The 21193-nt window shown below is 71.4% G+C and carries 20 protein-coding genes; 16 read left to right on the top strand and 4 right to left on the bottom strand.

The features are described 5' to 3' along the window. Positions 1–11: 11 nt before the first annotated feature. A complete protein-coding gene (locus tag ABZ208_RS20625; protein WP_356910909.1) occupies positions 12–563 on the top strand; it encodes a helix-turn-helix domain-containing protein in 552 nt (183 codons plus the stop codon). Then, entirely contained in the window at positions 560–2107 is a 1548-nt protein-coding gene (locus tag ABZ208_RS20620) for an MFS transporter (protein WP_356910908.1), read from the top strand. The genes ABZ208_RS20625 and ABZ208_RS20620 overlap by 4 nt, the downstream gene beginning before the upstream one ends. 87 nt (positions 2108–2194) lie before the next feature. On the opposite strand, the gene ABZ208_RS20615 is transcribed toward ABZ208_RS20620, so the two are convergent. After that, complete coding sequence (locus ABZ208_RS20615) at positions 2195–2884, bottom strand: lysophospholipid acyltransferase family protein (RefSeq protein WP_356911001.1); 690 nt, start codon at positions 2882–2884, stop codon at positions 2195–2197. 245 nt (positions 2885–3129) lie between these two features. Between ABZ208_RS20615 and ABZ208_RS20610 the strand changes: the two genes are divergently transcribed. The 3 genes from ABZ208_RS20610 to ABZ208_RS20600 all read left to right on the top strand — a co-directional run bounded on the left by ABZ208_RS20610 (position 3130) and on the right by ABZ208_RS20600 (position 5509). Next, positions 3130–4293 (top strand): glycerophosphodiester phosphodiesterase, encoded by a 1164-nt coding sequence (locus ABZ208_RS20610; RefSeq protein ID WP_356910907.1) that lies wholly within the window; start codon positions 3130–3132, stop codon positions 4291–4293. A gap of 108 nt (positions 4294–4401) precedes the next feature. Next, the gene (locus tag ABZ208_RS20605) at positions 4402–4968 is read left to right on the top strand and encodes a sigma-70 family RNA polymerase sigma factor (protein ID WP_356910906.1); all 567 of its coding nucleotides are present in this window, start codon (positions 4402–4404) and stop codon (positions 4966–4968) included. Positions 4969–5005: 37 nt separating this feature from the next. Continuing rightward, the gene (locus ABZ208_RS20600) at positions 5006–5509 is read left to right on the top strand and encodes a GNAT family N-acetyltransferase (RefSeq protein ID WP_356910905.1); all 504 of its coding nucleotides are present in this window, start codon (positions 5006–5008) and stop codon (positions 5507–5509) included. A 12-nt stretch (positions 5510–5521) separates the two neighbouring features. On the opposite strand, the gene ABZ208_RS20595 is transcribed toward ABZ208_RS20600, so the two are convergent. Together ABZ208_RS20595 and ABZ208_RS20590 are read right to left on the bottom strand one after the other, a co-directional pair. Continuing rightward, positions 5522–5977, bottom strand: a complete 456-nt coding sequence (locus tag ABZ208_RS20595) for a hypothetical protein (RefSeq protein ID WP_356910904.1) — start codon at positions 5975–5977, stop codon at positions 5522–5524. A 2-nt stretch (positions 5978–5979) separates the two neighbouring features. Next, positions 5980–6339 (bottom strand): hypothetical protein, encoded by a 360-nt coding sequence (locus ABZ208_RS20590; protein WP_328402729.1) that lies wholly within the window; start codon positions 6337–6339, stop codon positions 5980–5982. Positions 6340–6443: 104 nt separating this feature from the next. Between ABZ208_RS20590 and ABZ208_RS20585 the strand changes: the two genes are divergently transcribed. From ABZ208_RS20585 to ABZ208_RS20545, 9 genes are all read left to right on the top strand, one after another. Next, the gene (locus tag ABZ208_RS20585; RefSeq protein WP_356910903.1) at positions 6444–7091 is read left to right on the top strand and encodes an HAD-IA family hydrolase; all 648 of its coding nucleotides are present in this window, start codon (positions 6444–6446) and stop codon (positions 7089–7091) included. 383 nt (positions 7092–7474) lie between these two features. After that, positions 7475–8554, top strand: a complete 1080-nt coding sequence (locus ABZ208_RS20580; protein WP_356910902.1) for an ATP-binding cassette domain-containing protein — start codon at positions 7475–7477, stop codon at positions 8552–8554. Next, entirely contained in the window at positions 8551–9222 is a 672-nt protein-coding gene (locus ABZ208_RS20575) for a methionine ABC transporter permease (protein ID WP_356910901.1), read from the top strand. The genes ABZ208_RS20580 and ABZ208_RS20575 overlap by 4 nt, the downstream gene beginning before the upstream one ends. Before the next feature lie 73 nt (positions 9223–9295). Next, the gene (locus tag ABZ208_RS20570) at positions 9296–10162 is read left to right on the top strand and encodes a MetQ/NlpA family ABC transporter substrate-binding protein (protein ID WP_356910900.1); all 867 of its coding nucleotides are present in this window, start codon (positions 9296–9298) and stop codon (positions 10160–10162) included. A gap of 132 nt (positions 10163–10294) precedes the next feature. Beyond that, on the top strand, positions 10295–10996 hold the full coding sequence (locus ABZ208_RS20565; RefSeq protein ID WP_356910899.1) for a GNAT family N-acetyltransferase: 702 nt from the start codon (positions 10295–10297) through the stop codon (positions 10994–10996). A 125-nt stretch (positions 10997–11121) separates the two neighbouring features. Continuing rightward, a complete protein-coding gene (cbiE, locus tag ABZ208_RS20560; protein ID WP_356911000.1) occupies positions 11122–12375 on the top strand; it encodes a precorrin-6y C5,15-methyltransferase (decarboxylating) subunit CbiE in 1254 nt (417 codons plus the stop codon). A gap of 310 nt (positions 12376–12685) precedes the next feature. Continuing rightward, complete coding sequence (gene cobT, locus ABZ208_RS20555; RefSeq protein WP_356910898.1) at positions 12686–16270, top strand: nicotinate-nucleotide--dimethylbenzimidazole phosphoribosyltransferase; 3585 nt, start codon at positions 12686–12688, stop codon at positions 16268–16270. A 373-nt stretch (positions 16271–16643) separates the two neighbouring features. After that, positions 16644–17873, top strand: a complete 1230-nt coding sequence (gene cobA / locus ABZ208_RS20550; RefSeq protein ID WP_356910897.1) for a uroporphyrinogen-III C-methyltransferase — start codon at positions 16644–16646, stop codon at positions 17871–17873. A 64-nt stretch (positions 17874–17937) separates the two neighbouring features. Next, a complete protein-coding gene (locus ABZ208_RS20545) occupies positions 17938–18756 on the top strand; it encodes an RNA methyltransferase (protein ID WP_328402745.1) in 819 nt (272 codons plus the stop codon). A 13-nt stretch (positions 18757–18769) separates the two neighbouring features. On the opposite strand, the gene ABZ208_RS20540 is transcribed toward ABZ208_RS20545, so the two are convergent. Continuing rightward, entirely contained in the window at positions 18770–19948 is a 1179-nt protein-coding gene (locus tag ABZ208_RS20540) for a protein kinase (protein ID WP_356910896.1), read from the bottom strand. A gap of 231 nt (positions 19949–20179) precedes the next feature. On the opposite strand from ABZ208_RS20540, the gene ABZ208_RS20535 reads away from it, so the two are divergent. Together ABZ208_RS20535 and ABZ208_RS20530 are read left to right on the top strand one after the other, a co-directional pair. Beyond that, positions 20180–20413, top strand: a complete 234-nt coding sequence (locus ABZ208_RS20535; protein WP_328402749.1) for a hypothetical protein — start codon at positions 20180–20182, stop codon at positions 20411–20413. A 219-nt stretch (positions 20414–20632) separates the two neighbouring features. Further along, the gene (locus ABZ208_RS20530; RefSeq protein WP_328402751.1) at positions 20633–20839 is read left to right on the top strand and encodes a hypothetical protein; all 207 of its coding nucleotides are present in this window, start codon (positions 20633–20635) and stop codon (positions 20837–20839) included. The last annotated feature ends 354 nt before the right edge of the window (positions 20840–21193 follow it).

Raw genomic sequence — 21193 nt, 5'->3', positions numbered from 1 at the left:
ATGGTTGTCTCATGGCCATGGATCGTGAACACGTGCTGCGCACCGCCGCCGCCCTGCTGTCCCGTCGGTCGACCGCCACCATGGACGAGGTCGCCCGGGCCGCAGGTATCGGCCGCGCCACCCTGCACCGGCACTTCGCCGGGCGGGACGCGCTGGTCAAGGCGCTGGAGCAGTTCGGGATCCAGGAGTTCGAGGCCGCCCTGGACCGGGCCGGTCTCGAGACGGGCGGCGCGAGCGACGCGCTGCGGCGGCTCATCGCCGAGATGGAGCCCGCCGCCGATCTGCTGGCCTTCCTCGTCACCGAGAACCAGCTGTTCGAGGGCGACCAGGTCAACGAGGGCTGGTCCCGGCTCGACGCCCGGGTCTCGGCGCTGTTCCGGCGCGGCCAGGAACAGGGCGAGTTCCGCATCGACCTCACACCCGCGTGGCTCACCGAGGCGCTCTACGGCCTCATGGGCAGCTGCGCCTGGGCCGTGATGGACGGCCGGGTCGCCAAGAAGGACTTCCAGTACATGATCGCCGAGCTGCTGCTCGGCGGAGCACGACGGAGTGTGGAGAAATGACCAGCAGTACCGTCCAGCGTACGAGCGGGACGGATGACATCCTGTACCGCCCCGGGCGCTGGCTGGCGCTCGCTGTCCTGGTGCTCGCCGTTCTGCTGGTGGCCGTCGACGCCACTGTGCTCGGCCTCGCCACCCCGTTCCTCAGCGAGGACCTCCAGCCGACCGGCACGCAGCTGCTGTGGATCGGCGACATCTACTCGTTCGTCATCGCGGGCCTGCTCGTCTCCATGGGCAGCCTCGGAGACCGGATCGGCCGCAAGAAGCTGCTGCTGACCGGGGCCGTCGCCTTCGGTGCCGTCTCCGTGCTCAACGCGTACGCCACCAGCCCCGAAATGATGATCTTCGCCCGGGCGCTGCTCGGTGTCGCGGGAGCGACCCTGATGCCGTCCACGCTGGCGCTGATCCGCAACATCTTCCACGACCCGAAGGAACGCAGCCTCGCCATCGGCATCTGGGGCGCGATGGCCTCCGCCGGCGCGGCTGTGGGCCCCGTCGTCGGCGGCTTTCTGCTCGAGCACTTCTGGTGGGGCTCCGTCTTCCTGATCAACCTGCCCGTGATGGCGGTGCTGGTGATCGTCGGCATCAGGCTGCTGCCCGAGTCCAAGAACCGGGTCGCCGGGCCCTGGGACCTCATCAGTGTCGTGCTGTCCCTCATCGGTGTGGTCGGCATCGTCTACGCCATCAAGGAGGCCGCCACCCATGGGCCGGGCTTGGATGCCGGCGTGGCCGCCCTGATCGGTGCCGTCGCCCTGTACGGATTCGTCCGCAGGCAGCTCACGCTTCCGGCGCCGCTGCTCGACATGCGGCTGTTCCGGCACCCGGGTTTCTCCGGCGCGGTCCTCGCGGATCTGCTGACCATCCTCGGCCTGTCCGGCCTGGTGTTCTTCCTGTCCCAGTTCCTGCAACTGGTCCAGGGACGGCAGCCGTTCGAGGCCGGGCTCGCGGAACTGCCCGCCGCCATCGGCGCGGTGGTCACCGGTCTGATGGCGGGTACGGTCGCCCGGCGGTTCTCCGTCCGGTCCGTGGTGGCCGCGGGCCTTGCCGCCGTGGGCATCGCTCTGGCCGTGATGACCCTGGTCGACCGGTCCACCGGCTACCCGCTGCTCGGCGCGGCCCTGCTCGTCGTCGGAATCGGCGCCGGGTTCTCGTTCACCGTCACGGCGGACGTCATCCTCTCCAGCGTCCCCAAGGAGCAGGCGGGATCCGCCTCCGCGGTGTCCGAGACGGCGTACGAACTCGGAGCGGCCCTCGGCATCGCCCTGCTCGGCTCGATCGTCACCGGCGCCTACCGCGACTTCGCCACCCCGGCCGGTGTGCCGGCCGGGCCGGCATCCGCCGCGCACGAGTCGCTCGGCGGGGCCGTCGAGGCGGCAGCCGCACTGCCGCAGCAGCAGGGCGCGGAGCTGATCACCGCCGCCCAGGACGCCTTCGTGGACGGGCTGCGGCTCGCCACGGGCGTCGGCGCGGCGGTACTGCTCACCACCGCCGTCGCCGCCTGGTTCCTGCTGCGCGGCCAGAAGCTGGCCGACGGCATCGAGCACTGACACGGTCGGCATCGAGCACTGACGCGGACAACGAGGTGGCCCCCGGTGCACACGGCACCGGGGGCCACCTCAGGTCCCACGCGGGGATTACGCAGCCTTGGCCTTCGTCGCGTACATGTCCACGTACTCCTGGCCGGACAGCTGCATCACCTCGGCCATCACCGAGTCCGTGACGGCGCGCAGCACATAGCGGTCCCGGTCCATCCCCTCGTACCGGGAGAACTCCATCGCCTTGCCGAAGCGGACCGTCACCCGGCCCGGGCGCGGCAGACCCGCGCCGCCCGGCTGGAGCTTGTCGGTGCCGATCATCGCGAACGGCACCACCGGCGCACCTGTCATCAGCGTCAGCCGCGCGATGCCCGTACGGCCGCGGTAGAGCCGGCCGTCGGGGGAGCGGGTGCCCTCCGGGTAGATGCCGAAGACCTTGCCCTCCTCCAGGACGCGTCGGCCGGTCATCAGCGCGGCCACACCGCCGTTCGCGCCGTCGCGGTCCACCGGGATCATGCCGACGCCGGTGAAGAACCAGGCCATGAGCCGGCCCTTGATGCCCTTGCCGGTGACGTACTCGTCCTTGCCGATGAAGTAGACCGGCCGGTCGCACACGAGCGGCAGGACCATCGAGTCGATGAAGGTCAGGTGATTGCCGGCGAGGATCACCGCTCCCGTCCCGGGGATGTTCTCGACGCCTTCCACGCGGGGCCGGAACATCAGGCGCAGGATCGGCCCGAGCACTGCCTTGATGAGCGACAAGCGGGACAACGGGTCCTCCGGTGTCAGGGACGGATCAATCAGGGGCCGGCGGGAGGTCCACGGCCGGCACAGTGTGCGGCGGCCGAGAAGTCCATGCAGGTGAGGACGATACTCGCGGGTCATACCCCCTCGCACGTCGGGTTCACGCAGGAGATACGCAGTGTTGACCCGTGTTTTCACGGTGTTGGCCCAGGATCCGCCGTAGGTAAGGCGTAGTTGCCTACCATCAGGCCTCCGCCTGACAGGTGCGGGACATCACACGGAGGAACTCGATGACACAGGGTGCGAGCAGCAGTCCGGGCCGGCGCAGCGTACTGGGAGCCGCGGTTCTCGGCACCGCCGCGATAGGGGTCGGTGCGGGGGCGGGTACGGCACAGGCGTCACCGGCCGGTGAGCGCCACGGAGGCCACCGGCCGTCGTACCGGGATCTGCCCGTGCCGACGGTCATCGCCCACCGCGGAGCCAGCGGCTACCGGCCCGAGCACACGCTCGGCGCGTACCAGCTCGCCCTCGACATGGGCGCCCATGTCATCGAGCAGGACCTGGTGCCCACCAAGGACGGCCATCTCGTATGCCGTCACGAGAACGACATCACCGGCACCACCGACGTGGCCGACCATCCGGAGTTCGCCTCCCGCAAGGCCACCAAGACCGTGGACGGCGTCAGCATCACCGGCTGGTTCACCGAGGACTTCACGCTCGCCGAGCTGAAGACGCTGCGCGCCAAGGAGCGCATCCCGGGAACCCGTCAGGAGAACACCCTCTACGACGGCCGCTGGGCCGTGCCCACCTTCGAGGAGGTGCTGCGCTGGGCCGAGAAGGAGGGCCGCCGGCGCGGCGCTCCGGTCTGGCTGCATGCGGAGACCAAGCACCCCACCTACTTCCGGGGTCTCGGTCTCGGCCTCGAGGAGCGGCTCGCCAGGCTGCTTCGCCGCTACGGACGCCACCGCGCGAACTCCCCGCAGTTCCTGCAGTCCTTCGAGCCGACCAGCATGGAGCGCATGGCCGGGCTCGTCGACACGCCGCGCGTGGTCCTGCTGTGGACCCCGGACGACCGGCCGTGGGACTTCCGTGAGTCGGGCGACCCGCGCACGGTCGCCGACCTGGTCAAGCCCGACGGGCTGAAGTGGATCGCCTCGTTCGCACAGGGAATCGGCCCGCTGCTCGATCTGATCATCCCCAAGGACGCGACCGGCAGGCTCACCGAGCCGACCACCCTGGTCCGGGACGCCCACGCGAAGGGTCTGATCCTGCACCCGTACACCCTGCGCAACGAGAACAGCTTCCTGCCCGCCGACTTCCGGCGCGGCACCGACCCGAACGCGTACGGCGACGCGTTCGGTGCGCTCGAGGTGTACTTCAAGACCGGGATCGACGGGATCTTCACCGACAATCCGGACACCGGACTGCTGGCGGCCGCCGACTTCCGCGGCTGAGTCCCGACGAGGGCGCCGAGCGTCCACGGCACGGTCACCCGCCGCCCGTACGGGTGACTGTGCCGTCGCCGGGCAACCGAGCGCCCTCGACGGCACGTCCCGCGGGGCATGACCGTTCTCGATGAGCTCCCCGTCCCGGCCGTCGGCACCTCCGCCCATGTCGTCAGCGCACTCGGCCCACTGGTCAGCGCCGAGGCCACGGCCGAGGCCCCCGGCACCGCACTCGAACCGGACGATCTGGAACAGGCCGTATGGGTACGGCTGCTGGAACGGCTCGACGGGGACGGGCCGCCGCCGGACACCGCCCGCTGGGTCAAGACGGCGGTACGGGCGGAGGCGCGACGCGCCCGCCGCACGGCCGCGCGTGAACTGCCCTACACCACCGACCCGTCCACCGATCGCGCCGGCGACCCGGCCTGCACCCCGGAGCGGGCCGTGCTCCGCGCGGAGCGGCGGCGCACACTGCGTGCCGCGGTGGCCCGCACCCCCGGGAACTGCCCCCGGCTGCTGACCGCGATGCTGTCCCCGCAGGACCCCACCTACCGGGAAATCGCAGGGACGTTGGGAATCTCACAAGGCAGTCTGGGGCCCATGCGTTCCCGCTGCCTGGGATGTTTGCGCAGAATGCTCGCGGCAGAGGTTGCAGCTCCTGAACATTTGGGAAAGGAGCGGTAGACAACCGGCGGGACAGGTGAGCGGGAGGCATGCGCACATGGGCATGAGCGTGACCATCTCAGCGGCAGCTGAGCACGATGCGGAGCACATCCTCAAGCTGCAGTATCTGTGCTATCAGAGTGAGGCCGAGCTCTACGGCGACTACGGGATCGAGCCCCTCACCCAGTCGCTCGCCGACCTCACGGCCGAAATCGCCCAGGGGCACGCCCTGGTGGCCAAGCTCGGGGACGAAGTGGTCGCCTCCGTGCGTGCCAGGGTCGACGAGACCGGCACCGCGCGGATCGCCAAGCTCATCGTGCATCCGCGGATGCAGCGCCACGGCCTGGGCGGCCGGCTGCTCGACGCGATCGAGACACGCTTCGCCGGGGACGCCGGCACCAAGCGGTTCCAGCTGTTCACCGGACACCGCAGCGAGGGCAATCTGCGGCTGTACCGCAGCCGCGGCTACGTCCCCGTGTCCAGCGAGCAGGTCGGACCCCGGCTCACCCTCGTCACGCTGGAGAAGGACGCCGCCGCCGCTGCATACGCGGCCAGCGCCTGACCCTCCCTGCCGCTACGCCCCGAGGCTGCGCGCCCGGCGCAGCCACAGCATGCCCGTGACCGGCAGCAGCACCGGGATGAAGAGGTAGCCCATCCCGTACGTGGACCACACGGTCGAGTCGGGGAACGCCGACGGATCGAGGACGGTCCAGGTCCCGACGATCAGTACGCCCGCGAGCTCGGCGGCGCAGCACACCAGCGCCGCCCTGCGGGCCGCCTCCCCGCCGCGCACCAGGGTGTAGGTGATGAACGCGTACACGACGGCCGCGACCGCGGAGAGCACATGGGCCAGGGGGGCCGAGCCGAAGTCGGTCAGGATCTGGTAGACGGAGCGCGACACCGCGCCGACCGACATCACTCCGTACAGCCAGACCAGCAGCAGCCCCGGGCCCCCGACCAGCCTGGCCCGCTCCGGGCGGTCGCTCTGCCCGTTCCGCTGCTGCGTCCCGTCGGTGAGCGGCTCCGGCATCGTCAGCCTCCCCAGATGTCGTAGAGGCGTACTTCGAGGACCGCCAGCACCACCGCGCCGGCGGCCACCGTCGCCGATCCCCATCGTGTGCGCTCGGCCAGCGACAGAAAGCCGGCCGCCGGCACTGCGGCGAAGGCCCCGATCAGGTAGGCCAGGAAGATCGCGGTGCCCTCGTCGGCCTTCTCGCCCCTCGCCAGCTGCACGATCCCCACCACCAGCTGCGCGAAGGCGAGCACCGACACCACGGCCATGCCGATGAAGTGCCAGTCCTTGGTGGGCTGATCGCGGAAGGCGGCGAAGCCGCACCACGCGGTGAGGGCGGTCGCGGCCACGGCGACCGCGACCGTCAGGGCGTCAAGCATGGCTCCGAGAGTATTACGGGCCGAAGGGCCGGATGCGCCCGGCCCCGGGTGCGCAGGGGGCCGGACACCAGGCCGCGCCTCGGGTTGGCCTAGGGTCGGGAACCATGAAGATCCACGCCGAAGCGCTCCTGTTCGACAACGACGGAACCCTTGTCTCCTCCATGGAGTCGGTGAACCGCTGCTGGACCCGATGGGCGCACGAGTACGGCATCACGGCGGAGGACTTCGCCCGTATCGAACTCCATGGCCGGCCGGCCGTGGAGATAGCCGCCGACCTGCTGCCCCCCGCTGTGGTCCCCGAAGCCCTGGCCCGCATCGAGCAACTGGAGGTCGAGGACGTCGCCGGGGGAGTGCAGCTGCTGCCCGGAACCGCCGCGCTTCTGGGCCGGCTGCCCGCCGACCGCTGGGCCGTCGTCACCTCTGCGACCCGCAGGCTGGCCGAGGCCCGCCTCGAGGAGGCGGGCATACGGCCCAAGGCGATGATCGCCGCCGACGACGTGACCCGAGGCAAGCCCGACCCGGAGCCGTATCTCCGCGCCGCCCGGCTCCTGGGCGTGGACCCGGCCCGCTGTGTCGTGTTCGAGGACGCGCCGGCCGGCCTCGCCGCGGGGCGGGCCGCCGGTATGACGACCGTGGCCTTGACCACAACGCACGCCGCGTCGGCACTGATCGCCGACATCGTCGTCCCCGACCTCTCGTCCGTGTCCGCGCAGGCCACGGTGGATGGCGTGGAGATCACCACAGCGGAGTGATCCGTCCACATACTGCACATCCGGCGTCCGGTATACGGACACCGGAGATAGGTTCAGCATGCAGTCTGCTTTACTTGCCGCCATGACCAGGACGAGCAGCCGCACCCTTGCGACCGAGGCGATCACGACGCCCGGTGCTCGTTGTCTGTGTCGAATGTGCGCCTTCTGAGGGCCCCTGCCTGAGCCTCGCGCCCCGAAGCGAGACCGACAGCCGCGCCGCGTCCGAAGCTCCACCTGGAACGCATCGGAACCGGCCTGCCCCCGCGCACACGCCGCCCCCGGCCATGAGCCGGGACCGGCCCTCCTGCGCCGACTGTCCGAACGAAGAAATGCCCCGTGCCCGGCGGACACCTCGCCGTGCACTCGACAGTGACGGAAACCCTGTGATCACCACTACGGGCCTGACGAAGATCTACCGGGCCCACCAGTCCCGAACCCGCGAAGTCACCGCCCTGGACGGCGTCGACCTCCACGTCCGTGAGGGCGAGGTCTTCGGAGTCATCGGTCAGAGCGGAGCCGGAAAGTCCTCGCTCATCCGCTGCGTCAACCTCCTCGAGCGCCCCACCGCCGGCACCGTGACCGTGGCCGGCCAGGACCTCACCGCGCTCGCCGGGCGCGGCCGCCGCGCCTCCAGGGAACTGCGCGAGGCGCGCAGCCGTATCGGCATGGTCTTCCAGCACTTCAACCTGCTGTCCTCGCGCACAGTCAAGGACAACATCGAGCTGCCCCTGGAGATTCTCGGCGTCTCCGGCGCAGAACGCTCCCGCAAGGCCCTCGAACTGCTCGACCTCGTCGGCCTCGCCGACAAGGCCAAGGCCTATCCGGCCCAGCTCTCCGGCGGTCAGAAGCAGCGCGTCGGCATCGCGAGGGCGCTCGCGGGTGACCCCAAGGTCCTGCTCTCCGACGAGGCGACCAGCGCACTGGACCCCGAGACCACCCGCTCGATCCTCCAGCTGCTGCGCGACCTCAACCGGCAGCTCGGCCTGACCGTGCTCCTCATCACGCACGAGATGGACGTCGTCAAGACGATCTGTGACTCCGCCGCCCTGATGAAGAAGGGCCGGATCGTGGAATCGGGCACGGTCAGCGAACTGCTCGCAACCCCCGGCTCCGAACTCGCCGACGAGCTCTTCCCGGTGGGCGGTGAGGCCTCCGGCCCCGACCGCACGGTCATCGACGTCACCTTCCACGGCGAGGCCGCCACCCAGCCGGTGATCTCCCAGCTCTCGCGTACCTACAACATCGACATATCGATCCTCGGTGCCGCCATGGACACCGTCGGCGGCAAGCAGATCGGCCGGATGCGTATCGAACTGCCCGGCCGCTACGAGGAGAACGTCGTCCCCGTCGGCTTCCTGCGCGAGCAGGGCCTCCAGGTCGACGTCGTTGACGGCGACGAACCCGCCGAGAAGATCACCCTGCCCGCCCAGGGTCCGGTACTCACGAAGGAGACCGCCAAGTGACCTGGTCGGAGATGCAGCCCCTGCTCAGCCAGGGCACCGTCGACACCCTCTACATGGTGTTGTGGTCCACCCTGGTCACCGTCATCGGGGGACTGCCGCTCGGCGTGCTGCTCGTCCTCACGGACAAGGGCGGACTGCTGCAGAACACACCGGTGAACAAGGCCGTCGGTGTGATCGTGAACATCGGCCGCTCACTGCCGTTCATCATCCTGCTGATCGCGCTGATCCCTTTCACCACCCTCGTCGTCGGGACCTTCATCGGCCCCACCGCGATGATCGTGCCGCTGGCCGTCGGAGCCGTCCCGTTCTTCGCCCGGCTGGTGGAGACGGCCGTCCGGGAGGTCGACCACGGGCTGATCGAAGCCGTCCAGTCCATGGGCGGCTCCATCCCCACGATCATCCGCAAGGTGCTGCTCCCGCAGGCCCTGCCCTCGCTCGTCTCCGCCGTCACCACCACGGTGATCGTCCTCGTCGGGTACTCGGCGATGGCCGGCGCGGTCGGCGGCGAAGGCCTCGGATCCAAGGCCGTCACCTACGGATTCCAGCGCTTCGAGACCCAGTTCATGCTCGTCACCGTCGTCATCCTGATCGCCATCGTCACAGCGGTGCAGCTGATCGGAGACGGCGTCGTACGGCTGCTGGCCCGCCGTGGCCGCACCGCGAGCTGACTCCAGACCTCACTCCCCATGGGCCCGCACTCCTTGTCCGGGCGTCGTTCCACACAAGAAAGAGGCACTTTTCGTGCGTAAGAACACCAAGCTCACCGCCGCTGCCGCCGCCACCGCCGCCCTTGCTCTCGGCCTCACCGCCTGCGGGACGGCCTCCGACCCGGGCGCCGCGTCCGGATCCGGCGCCAACGCCGACGCCGACGCGTCCAAGGCGCTCGTCGTCGCCGCCTCCCCGACGCCGCACGCCGACATCCTGAACTACGTCAAGGACAACCTGGCGAAGAAGGCCGGGCTCAACCTCGAGGTGAAGGAGTTCACGGACTACGTCCTGCCCAACACCGCCACCCAGCAGGGCCAGGTCGACGCCAACTTCTTCCAGCACAAGCCGTACCTCGACGACTTCAACAAGAAGAACAAGACCACCATCGTTCCGGTCGCCGATGTCCACCTGGAGCCGCTCGGCCTCTACTCCGCGTCGGCCAAGGGGCTGAAGGACATCAAGGCCGGCCAGACCGTCGCCGTCCCCAACGACACCACCAACGAGGGCCGCGCGCTGGCGCTCCTCGCCGACAACGGTCTGATCACCCTCAAGGACGGCGCCGGCGCCGACGCCAAGCTCTCCGACATCGAGGACGCCAAGGGCCTGAAGTTCAAGGAGTTGGAGGCCGCCACGCTGCCCCGCGCCCTGAACGACGTCGACGCCGCGGTCATCAACGGCAACTACGCCATCGAGGCCGAACTCGAGCCCGCCACGGAGGCCCTGGTACTGGAGAAGGCCGAGGGCAACCCGTACGCCAACTTCCTCGCCGTCAAGAAGGGCAACGAGAAGGACGCCCGTGTGCAGAAGCTCGCGGAGCTCCTCAACTCCCCCGAGGTGAAGCAGTACATCGAGGACACCTACAAGGGCTCGGTCATCCCGGCCTTCGGTGCCGCGCAGTAAGGTTCCCGCCCGGCATGACTCTCAAGTAAAGCCGCTGTCACGGCACTTGACGCGGGCCCCGCACACCGACCATGGTGCGCGGGGCCTCGGCGTACCGGTACCCGGCCATGCACACCTGCCACATGATGTTGCATGCTGTGCCTTTACGGCTACGACCCTTGTCTCACGGTCTTCGGCATGGAGCTGCGCATGACTACCACCTTCCCGGACGTGTCCATCAGCACGGAGCGGTTGGTGCTGCGCCCCTTCGAGGAGGCCGACATCGCGGCGCACACCGAGATGATGAACGACGAACTGGTCACCGCCTGGACCTCCGTTCCCCACCCGTACACGACGCAGGACTCCGAGGACTGGGTGCGCAGGATCGCTCCTGCAGAACGCGCGGAAGGCCGCGGCATCGTCCTCGCCGTCACCGAATTCCTCACCCAGCGGCTCGTCGGCACGGTCCATCTGCGGAACACCGACTGGCGCACCCTCGCCACCGAGGTCGCCTATGTCACCGCGCCCTGGGCACGCGGTGAGGGGTACGCCACCGAATCCGTGCTCGCGGTCGCCCGGTGGCTCTTCCGCACCCAGCGGTTCGAGCGCATCGAGCTGCGCACGGCCGCCGACAACACCGCCTCCCAGCAGGTCGCCCAGAAGATCGGCTGCATCAGTGAGGGCGTGCTGCGCAACGCCTGGATCGTGCGCACCCGGCCCGACAACGACCCCGGCGCCCCGTGGACCGAGATCCGCACCGACCTGATCATCTGGAGCCTGCTCCCCGAAGACCTCGACGGAGCCGTGGACCCGATGGCGCAGGCGGGCTACGCCTCCTTCACCGACTGGAACTGACCCGCCCCGGCGGAACGCCGCCCGGCACCCCCGCTCCCGGCCCTGTCACCCCTACTCCAGGTACGCTCGCCATGCCCGCGTCCGCGGGAGCCCCGACCTGCGACAACTCCAGGAGACTGACGACGATGGCCGACCGGGTCACGGTGATCGGCTGGGACGGTTCGCCGCTCACCCAGGCGGCCAGGTCCGCCCTGACCGCTGCCACCCTGGTGGCCGGAGCGGCCCACCATCTGGCGCTGCCCGAGGTGCCCCCCCGCGCCGAGCGCATCCGGCTCGGCAGCGTCGACCTCGCCGCCCGGAGGATCGCCGGACACCGCGGCAGCGCCGTCGTCCTCGCCGACGGCGACCCCGGATTCTTCGGTGTCGTCCGCACCCTGCGCGCCCCCGAGCACGGTCTGGAGGTCGAGGTCGTCCCCGCCGTCTCCGCCGTGGCCGCAGCCTTCGCGAGGGCCGGCATGCCCTGGGACGACGCCCAGATCGTCGTCGCCCACGGCCGGACCCTGCGGCGGGCCGTGAATGTGTGCCGGGCCCACACCAAGGTCGCCGTCCTCACCTCCCCGGGCGCGGGCCCCGCAGAACTCGCCCTGCTGCTCGACGGTGTCCACCGCACCTTCGTGATCTGCGAGGAGCTGGGCACCGAACGGGAGCAGGTCACCGTCCTCACCTCCGACAAGGTCGTCGACCATGTGTGGCGCGACCCCAATGTCGTCATCGTCATCGGAGGCAGCGGCAGCCCCGGAGGCACCGTCACCGGTGGCTGGATCGCCGGCCGCGAACCCGGCTTTCCGCCCGCCCCGCGCGGCTGGGCCCTGCCCCCGGACGAGGCGGCGGCCGCCACGGCCGGAGAGGGCGAGTGGGCCGGGCTGCGCGCCGCCCAGCTGGCACGGCTCGGGCCCCGTGTCGGCGATCTGGTGTGGGACATCGGCTCCGGCGGCGGCGCGCTGGCCGCCGAAGCGGCCCGCTTCGGCGCCGCGGTGATCGCCGTCGACAACGACCCCGACGCCTGCACCCGGACCGAGGCGGCGGGCCGGCGCCTCGGCGTCCAGCTCCAGGTGGTGCACGGACGCGCGCCCCACGTGCTGGAACGGCTGCCCGAGCCCGATGTCGTACGGATCGGCGGCGGGGGAGTACCCGTGGTCACGGCCGTCGCCGACCGGCGGCCGGAGCGCATCGTCACCCACGCCTCGACCCGAGACGAGGCGGAGGCCGTCGGCGCCGCCCTGGTGGCCGGCGGGTACACGGTCGAATGCGCGCTGCTCCAGTCCGTCGAACTGGACACCGCCGCCTGGTCGGAACGGGAGCGGTCGGTCGTCTTCCTGCTCTGCGGCCGGCAGTCCGACCCGCGCCCCCGCCCCGTGTCGCAGGACGGTCCGAGGTAGGCTGGCCGATCGTTGTACCGCGCCCCGGCGTTCGTCGATTCGTTCGTCAATGTCCGGAAAAGGGGGTCGCTTTGGCCCCAGGATGTGGTACGTCGAAACCGGGGGGTCGCGCGACGTGGCGCAGCCCACAGCGGACCGCGGCGGATCTCACTGTCGCGGTGGCGAACGACGGCGACAATTGCTTGGGGTCCGTGGGTCAATCGTGCCGCGCGGCGCACACGCTCGTTCTTGTTGACGGGCGTCAGGTGCGACGCGATCGGGCGCCCTGGGCGATGGGCGAAGGAGCAACCGATGGGCGAGGGGTACGCGCATGACTGACACCGGCCAGATCCCGGGCGAGGGGCTGCCGGAGAACGCAGGCATGGTGGAGCAGCCGGGCATCCCCGCTCCCGGCGCGTACACCTACCTCGACCCCTCCGAGCACAGTCCCGAAGAGGACGACCTGCTGCTGATGCCCGGTGCGCAAGGCGCCTGGAGCGATCCCCAGCAGATGCCCCCCGGGGCGCCCGTGACCCAGATGCCGACAGGGCAGCTGCCGGGTCTGCCGGGTGCACCGCTCGCCGAGCAGTACGCGGCGTCGGGGCACGCGGCCGACGTCCAGGGCGGCGAGTACCACAGCACCGCGTACCAGCCGGAGTTTCAGATGCAAGGCCTGACAGGATCCGCACAGTCGGCGCTGGACCGGCTCGGTGCGCCCGCGCAGACGGCGGGGCCGCAGTCCATGGCCGCGCCGGACATGCAGCCCGTCGCCCCGGAGCCGGCCCAGCCGGCCGGGCCCGACGCAGCAGCGCCGGCCGCGCCCGAGTTCGTGGCGGTGGCACACGCGGTTCCGGGAGCTCCCGTGGCCCCGTCGGCCCCGGACGTCGCGTTCGAGGCTCAGCAGCCCCCGGTCGCACCCGAGATGTCGGGATACACGGCGGAGCCGCTGCTTCAGGCGCAGGGCACCATGTCCGTGATGCCGGGCGTCGCCCCCGACCCGCTGACCGATGCGGTCGCGGCGGAGCCGGCGCGCCCCGAGGCGCCGGCTCCCGTGCAGGCCGCGCAGGAGATGCCCGTCCACGAGACGCCCGTCCACGAAAGGGGAGCGCACGAGGCAGGCGGCCGCGACTCGGGCGCCGTCGACCTCGGAGCCGTACGAGTGCCGGCGGCCGCGACCTCCGCCATGCCCACCCCGCCGCCCGCCCGCAGGCCGCTGCACATGGGCCCTCCGGTACCCGACAACTCCGGCGGTGTCGTGCGCTCCCTCGCCGACCGCGGCCCGGCCGACACGCCGCCGCACGCCATGGTCGTACGCAACAACCCGGCACCGCCCACGATGGGCCTGGAGTACCTCGACGGGCCGCGTGACGACGCCGCGGTGCTGCCGGGGCCGCAGCTCGGTGAAATTCCGCCGCAGGCCGGGATTCCGTGGGACCCGCAGCCGCCGTTCGGAGCAGAAACGGTCGTGCCCCACGACGAGCCGGAGCCCGTGGCAGCCGCCGAGTCTGCGGTCGAGGCGACCGTACCGGCGCCGCGTGTCGGCGACTCGGAGGTCCCGCTCGCGGTGGCGGAGACAGCGGCACCCCTCGCCGCCGAAACCGCTGAGGTCCCGTCCGCTGTGGAGCGGCCCGCCGAGCAGGCGCCGGAGCCGGAGCCCGTCGCCGCAGAGGTCCCGCAGTTCGTGGATGCGACCGCGACCACCGCCGCGACCGAGGCGGAGGTTCCGGTGGCCGAGGCCGCGCCGGAGCCGGAGCCCGAGGTCGCGCCGGAGGGCGTGCCCGTGCCGGTGGACGAGGCCGTGCCCGGTCCTGAGGCAGTGGCCGAAGCAGGGCCCGCGCCTGAGGCCATGGCCGCCGCAGAGCCTGTGGCCGAAGCAGCGCCCGCGCCTGAGGCCGTGGCTGCGGCAGAGCCTGTGGCCGATCTCGAGTCAGGTACACAGGTCCCGGTCGAGGCCGCCCCCGCTACCGAGGCCGCGCCCGTTTCCGAGGCCGTCGCGGGCCCGGCGCCGGAGCCCGCCGCCGTGTCCGAGCCGGCACCCGAACCAGCCGCCGAGACCGTGCCCGAGGCCGCACCGGAAGCCGAGCCGGCACCGGACGCCGCCGTGTCCGAGACCGTGCCGGGCGCCGTTTCCGAGGCCGCACCGGAAGCCGAGGCCGAGGACCCCCCGGCCCCCGACGGTGACGCCGGCCCCGCTCCCGCGTACGACGACGCCGAACGCGAAGCCGTACTGCGCGTGATGCGCGAGCGCCGCGACATCCGCAACGGCTTCCGCAGCGACCCCATCCCGCACGAGGTGCTGCTGCGCGTTCTCGAGGCCGCGCACACCGCGCCGAGCGTCGGCCACTCCCAGCCGTGGGACTTCGTGGTCATCCGCTCCGCCGAGACGCGCCGCACGATGCACGAACTCGCCCAGCGCCAGCGGGAGGCGTACGCCAAGTCGCTGCCCAAGGGCCGGGCCAAGCAGTTCAAGGAACTGAAGATCGAGGCAATCCTCGACACGCCGGTCAACATCGTCGTCACCGCCGACTCGACCCGCGGAGGCCGCCACACCCTCGGCCGCCACACACAGCCGCAGATGGCGCCGTACTCGTCGGCGCTCGCCGTCGAGAACCTCTGGCTCGCCGCCCGCGCCGAAGGCCTCGGTGTCGGCTGGGTCAGCTTCTTCGACGAGCGCGAGATGGTCCGTGCCCTCGGCCTGCCCGAGCACCTCGAGGTGGTCGCGTACCTCTGCGTGGGTTACGTCGACGAGTTCCCGCAGGACCCCGAGCTGATGCAGGCGGGCTGGTCCAAGCGCCGCCCGCTGTCGTGGGTCGTCCACGAGGAGACGTACGGCCGACGGGCGCTGCCCGGAGAGGAGCCGCACGACCTGCTTCAGGAGACCGTCGCCAACATCCGCCCGCTGGACGCGAAGGCGCTCGGCGAGGCCTGGGAGCGCCAGAAGCGGATGACCAAGCCCGCCGGTGCGCTCGGCATGCTGGAGATCATCTCCGCACAGCTGTCCGGTCTGTCCCGGATGTGCCCGCCGCCGATCCCGGAGCCCGCGGCCGTCGCGATCTTCGCCGGCGACCACGGCGTGCACGCCCAGGGCGTCACGGCCTGGCCCCAGGAGGTGACGGCCCAGATGGTCGCCAACTTCCTCGGCGGCGGCGCGGTGTGCAACGCGTTCGCCAACCAGGTCGGCGCCGAGGTCTGCGTGATCGACGTGGGCGTCGCCGGAGACCTGCCCGCCACCCCCGGCCTGCTGCCGCGCAAGGTCAGGCCGGGTACGTCCGACTTCACGACCGGTCCCGCGCTCACCCGCGAGGAAGCGCTCGCCGCGATCGAGGTCGGCATCGAGACGGCCCGCGACCTGGTTGCCGCCGGCAACAAGGCACTGCTCACAGGTGAGATGGGCATCGCCAACACCACCACCTCGGCGGCGTTGATCTCGGTCTACACGGACGCGGACCCGACGGAGATCACCGGACGGGGCACGGGCATCAACGACGAGATGCACGCGCGCAAGGTGGACGTGGTCCGCCGCGCACTCGAACTCCACCGGCCGGACCCCGCCGACCCCCTCGGCGTACTGGCCTCGGTCGGCGGCCTGGAGCACGCCGCGCTCGTCGGCTTCATCCTCGGCGGAGCCTCCCTGCGTACACCGGTCGTCCTCGACGGCGTCAGCGCCGGCGCCGCGGCGCTGGTCGCCCGCGCGATCGCGCCGGAGGCGCTGGCCGCCTGCATCGCGGGCCACCGCAGTGCGGAGCCTGGCCATGTCGCGGCCCTCAACAAGCTGGGCCTGCGCCCGCTTGTCGACCTGGACCTCCGCCTCGGCGAGGGCACCGGAGCCCTGCTCGCACTCCCGTTGGTGCAGAGCGCGGCCCGCGCGATGCACGAGGTCGCGACCTTCGACTCGGCGGGTGTGACGGAGAAGTAACTCTCCGCCGGGTGGAGCTGTGCCCCACCCGGCCCGTCCCGTGTCCGGGGGCAGGCCCCCGCACCCGTACGGCCTGAGGTGGGGGTACCTCCCCAGCCTGCAGGGCGTAGGGAGAGTGTCCTCGACCGCCGGTCGGTCTGGACCTGCCCGACCCCGGGCAAGGCCAGCCGCGTGGCGGTCCCCCGGACGATGCGCCGGGGAACGGGACGGGGCACCTTCCACGGCCTCCAGGCCGCAGGGGGAGGGCAGGGAAAATGCCCGCACCCTTAAGGTGTCCACAGGGCCCCTTACCCTCTCCCCACCAGCCGCTTCACCGCCGCAGCGGCCTCAATACGTACCGCACGTACCGCCCTGCACGAGGAGCCGCACCGCCATGGCCGAGCACGCCGAGCACCCCGCCTACCCCGTCGGTCTCCGCCTCTCCGGGCGGCGCGTCGTCGTCATCGGCGGCGGCCAGGTCGCCCAGCGCAGGCTCCCCGCGCTCATCGCCGCCGGCGCCGACGTCACCCTGATCTCGCCCTCCGCGACCCCCTCCGTGGAGGCGATGGCCGAATCCGGAGAGATCACCTGGACCCGGCGGCGGTACGAGGACGGGGACATCACCGACGCCTGGTACGCCCTCGTCGCCACGAGCGACTCTGAGGCCAACGCCCGCGCCTCCGCCGAGGCCGACCGCACCAAGACCTGGTGCGTACGCAGCGACGACGCCGAGGCCGCCACCGCCTGGACACCGGCCACCGGCCGCAGTGAGGGTGTCACCGTCGCCGTCCTCACCGGACGCGACCCCCGCCGCTCGGCCGCCGTCCGCGACGCGATCGTCGAAGGCCTGCGCGACGGCAGCCTCGCCGCACCCCACCACCGCAGCCGCGCCCCGTTCGTCGCCCTCGTCGGCGGCGGCCCCGGCGACCCGGACCTGATCACCGTGCGCGGGCGCCGGCTTCTTGCCGAGGCGGATGTCGTCATCGCCGACCGGCTCGGCCCGCGCGACCTCCTCGACGAACTCCCGCCGCACGTCGAGGTGATCGACGCCGCGAAGATCCCCTACGGGCGCTTCATGGCCCAGGAGGCCATCAACAACGCGCTGATCGAGCACGCGAAGGCCGGCAAGGCGGTCGTACGCCTCAAGGGCGGCGACCCGTTCGTGTTCGGCCGCGGCATGGAGGAGGCCCAGGCGCTCGCCGAGGCGGGTATCCCCTGCACCGTCGTGCCCGGCATCTCCAGCTCGATCTCGGTGCCCGGAGCCGCCGGAATCCCGGTCACCCACCGCGGTGTCGCCCACGAGTTCACCGTCGTCAGCGGCCATGTCGCCCCCGACGACCCCCGCTCGCTCGTCGACTGGGAGTCGCTGGCCAAGCTGACCGGCACCCTCGTCATCCTCATGGGCGTCGACAAGATCGGCGCGATCGCCGCGGCCCTCGTCGCCCACGGCAAGGCTCCGGAGACCCCCCTCGCCCTGATCCAGGAGGGCACCACCGCGGCCCAGCGCCGCGTGGACGCCACCCTCGCCACTGTCGGTGAGACCGTGAAGGCGCAGGACGTGCGGCCGCCGGCCGTGATCGTCGTCGGCGATGTGGTCGGCGTCCGCGCGGACCGGACCGAGTAACCAGCGGTTACAGATCTCGGCGCGAGCCGTTGGCACCCCACTCCGAAGAAGGCAGTATCACCCTGTGGCCGATCTCATCACAGTCGAGGACCCCGACGATCCGCGCCTGAGCGATTACACGGGCCTGACCGACGTCGAGCTGCGCCGCAAGCGCGAGCCCGCCGAGGGCCTGTTCATCGCGGAGGGCGAAAAGGTCATCCGCCGTGCCAAACAGGCCGGATACGAGATGCGCTCGATGCTCCTGTCCGCCAAGTGGGTCGATGTCATGCGCGACGTCATCGACGAGGTCCCGGCCCCTGTCTACGCGGTCCACCCCGACCTCGCCGAACGGGTCACCGGATACCACGTGCACCGGGGCGCCCTCGCCTCCATGCAGCGCAAGCCGCTGCCGACCGCCGAAGAACTGCTCCGTACGGCCCGCAGGGTGGTCGTCATGGAGTCGGTCAACGACCACACCAACATCGGCGCCATCTTCCGCAGCGCCGCCGCCCTCGGCATGGACGCCGTGCTCCTGTCACCCGACTGCGCCGACCCCCTCTACCGCCGCTCGGTCAAGGTCTCCATGGGCGCGGTGTTCTCCGTCCCGTACGCCCGTCTCGACACCTGGCCCAAGGGGCTCGAAGCGGTCCGGGAGGCGGGTTTCAAGCTGCTCGCCCTCACCCCCGACGAGAAGGCGGCGGCGATCGACGAGGCCGCACCGCACCGGCTCGAGCGAGTGGCCCTCATGCTCGGCGCGGAGGGCGACGGCCTCTCCACCAAGGCCCTGATGGCCGCCGACGAGTGGGTGCGCATCCCGATGGCGCACGGCGTGGACTCGCTCAACGTCGGCGCGGCCGCGGCGGTCGCGTTCTACGCGGTGGCGACGGGTCGCCCCGGGTCCTGAGGCGTTGCCCGGTCTACAGCTGCTGGGCGGCGGCGATGCCCAGCGCCACGATCAGCGTGACGACGAAGAACACCACGATGCGCTGACGCAGCAGCCGCGGATTGGCGGGCCGCCGTCCGGCCGACGTGGTGCGCACCCCCGGTCTGGTGCCCGGACGGCCGTTCGGACGGCTGGTGTTGCGCGCAGGCTGCGGCCGTGAGCCGCTGGGGCGCGACGACGGCTGCGGACGGGGCACGGACGAGCCTCCCGTACGCCGCTCCATGCGCTCCGTACGGTCCGCGCGCTCCGCGTAGCGTGCGGTCGGCCGCGCCGGCTCGACACGCTCCCGCTCCCTGTCCCGCTGGGCGGGCGGGCGCGCCTCCGTCAGGCCGTGCGTCTCCCTGGCCGCGATCTCCTTGAGCCGCATGGACAGTTGCAGCGTGCTCGGCCGCTCCTCCGGGTCCTTCGCCAGACACGCCGACACCAGTGGCGCCAGTGCGTCGGGCACCCCGTACAGGTGCGGCTCCTCGTGTACGACCCGGTACAGCATGACCTCCGAACTCCCGTGTCCGAAGGGGGAGTCGGCGGTTGCCGCGTATGCGAGCGTGGCACCGAGCGCGAAGACGTCGGTGGCCGGGGTGACGAGGGCACCCCGGACCTGTTCGGGGGCAAGGAAGCCGGGGGAGCCGACCGCGGTGCCGACATGGGTGAGGGTGCTGGCGCCCGTCGCCCAGGCGATACCGAAGTCGATGATCCGGGGGCCCTTGGGGGACAGCAGGATGTTGGAGGGCTTCAGGTCCCGGTGGACCACACCGGCCTCGTGCACCGCCACCAGCCCCTCGGACAGCGCCGCGCCGATCGCGGCCACCTCGGCGGCGAGCAGCGGGCCGTCCTCGGCCACCTTGTCGTGAAGGGAGGGGCCGGGCACGTACTGGGTGGCGAACCAGGGGCGGTCCGCCTCCAGATCGGCGGCCACCAGCCGCGCCGTGCAGCCACCGCGGATACGGCGGGCGGCCGACACCTCGCGCGCGAACCGCGACCGGAACTCCTGGTCCTCGGCCAGGTCCGGCCGGATCACCTTGAGAGCGACCCGCTGCCCACGGCGGTCGGATCCCAGATAGACGACACCCATGCCCCCCGCGCCGAGGCGCCGGTGCAGCCTGAACGAACCGACAACACGCGGGTCCTCGCGCCGGAGCCGCATCATCGCCATGTCCGTCCCCTACCTACGGTGGGGTGCCCCACCCCGCTGCCCGGTCGCCGTCGCTTGACGTGGCACAGCTTACGTATCGGCGCGCCGGTGTGCTCATAGGCCGCGCCCTCGCGATTCCATCGATTGTCAGTGCCGGGTGCGAAACTTGAGGAGTGGTCAGGGGACGGCGGATCCAGCGCCCCGGACCCGTGCGAGATCTCAACGGTCAGTCGCAGAAGGGGGATTGGATCGATGAAGGGTGACCGCGTGGAGATAGTGGTGGACGCGGGAGACACCACTCGGACCTACGAAGTGGTGGCAAGCAGGGCAGGCCGGCGGGTCGAGACGGCGGTGCGCAGAGGGGTGGTCGAAGTGAGCGAAGTCACGCGTTCCGGATCAGTGGTGCGCACGGCGCGGTTCATGGCCAACCGGGTCCTGGCATTGGTGGAACAACCCGTTCCGCGCGACGACGCCTCGGAGGACTGAGTGTCCCCTCCGGGAAGACCCCAAGTCCCGCGACCGCGTCTCCACCCAGGGGAGTACGCCGCCGGTTGACGGCTCATCCTCCGGGAGGCCCGGTAATCGGGACTCGGGCATGACGCCCGGGGATTGTCGTTTCCCTAATGTTGATGTCAAGCGGCGGGTGCAGCACTCGTCCCCCGAGGTCAGACACCCGCCGCTGCCAACCACGACAGGAGAAGGACCATGGCGGACACGGCTTCGCGGACGATGATCCGCACGCAAGGACGCAGGGCTTTCACCGCGTTCGGCGTCAGCCCGTCCGGCAGGCGCCACCCGCTGGTGGCGACGGCCATGGTCCTCCCTCTCGCGGCCCTGCTCGTGGTCGTCTTCGGCGGCTGGGATGCGGTGGTCACACAGGCGTCGTCCGTGGGCGTGATGCTGGGGCGCTGAAGGGCGCCCCGGACCCGGAAGAGCGGTCCGGGTCGGGGACATCCGGCCAACAACCCCGTGGGGACGGGGGTGCGGCGGACGGCAGCGTTTGGCCGGTCAGCTGGGGAGCTGGCCGGCCATCGCGCGTTTGCCGCCGAGGTGCGAGGCGACCCGGACTGCTTTCCCATGATGCCTGACGTCCCGTCACATCCGGGCACCCCTCTCCGCGCGACCCCGTCCCCCTCACGAGGTCGCCCGCCCGCGGGCCGCCGGTCGTTCTCGGCGGGGAGCCGTGCTTTGCGGGCCTCCGGTCGTTGCCGGGCAGGGCGTCTTTCCTCTGCGGCCGGTGGGGCTTTGGGTCGCCGGGCAGCGCCG

It is taken from the genome of Streptomyces sp. NPDC006208 (genome assembly GCF_040613775.1).
Classification (GTDB): domain Bacteria; phylum Actinomycetota; class Actinomycetes; order Streptomycetales; family Streptomycetaceae; genus Streptomyces.
This window is presented reverse-complemented; position numbering and strand designations above follow the sequence as displayed.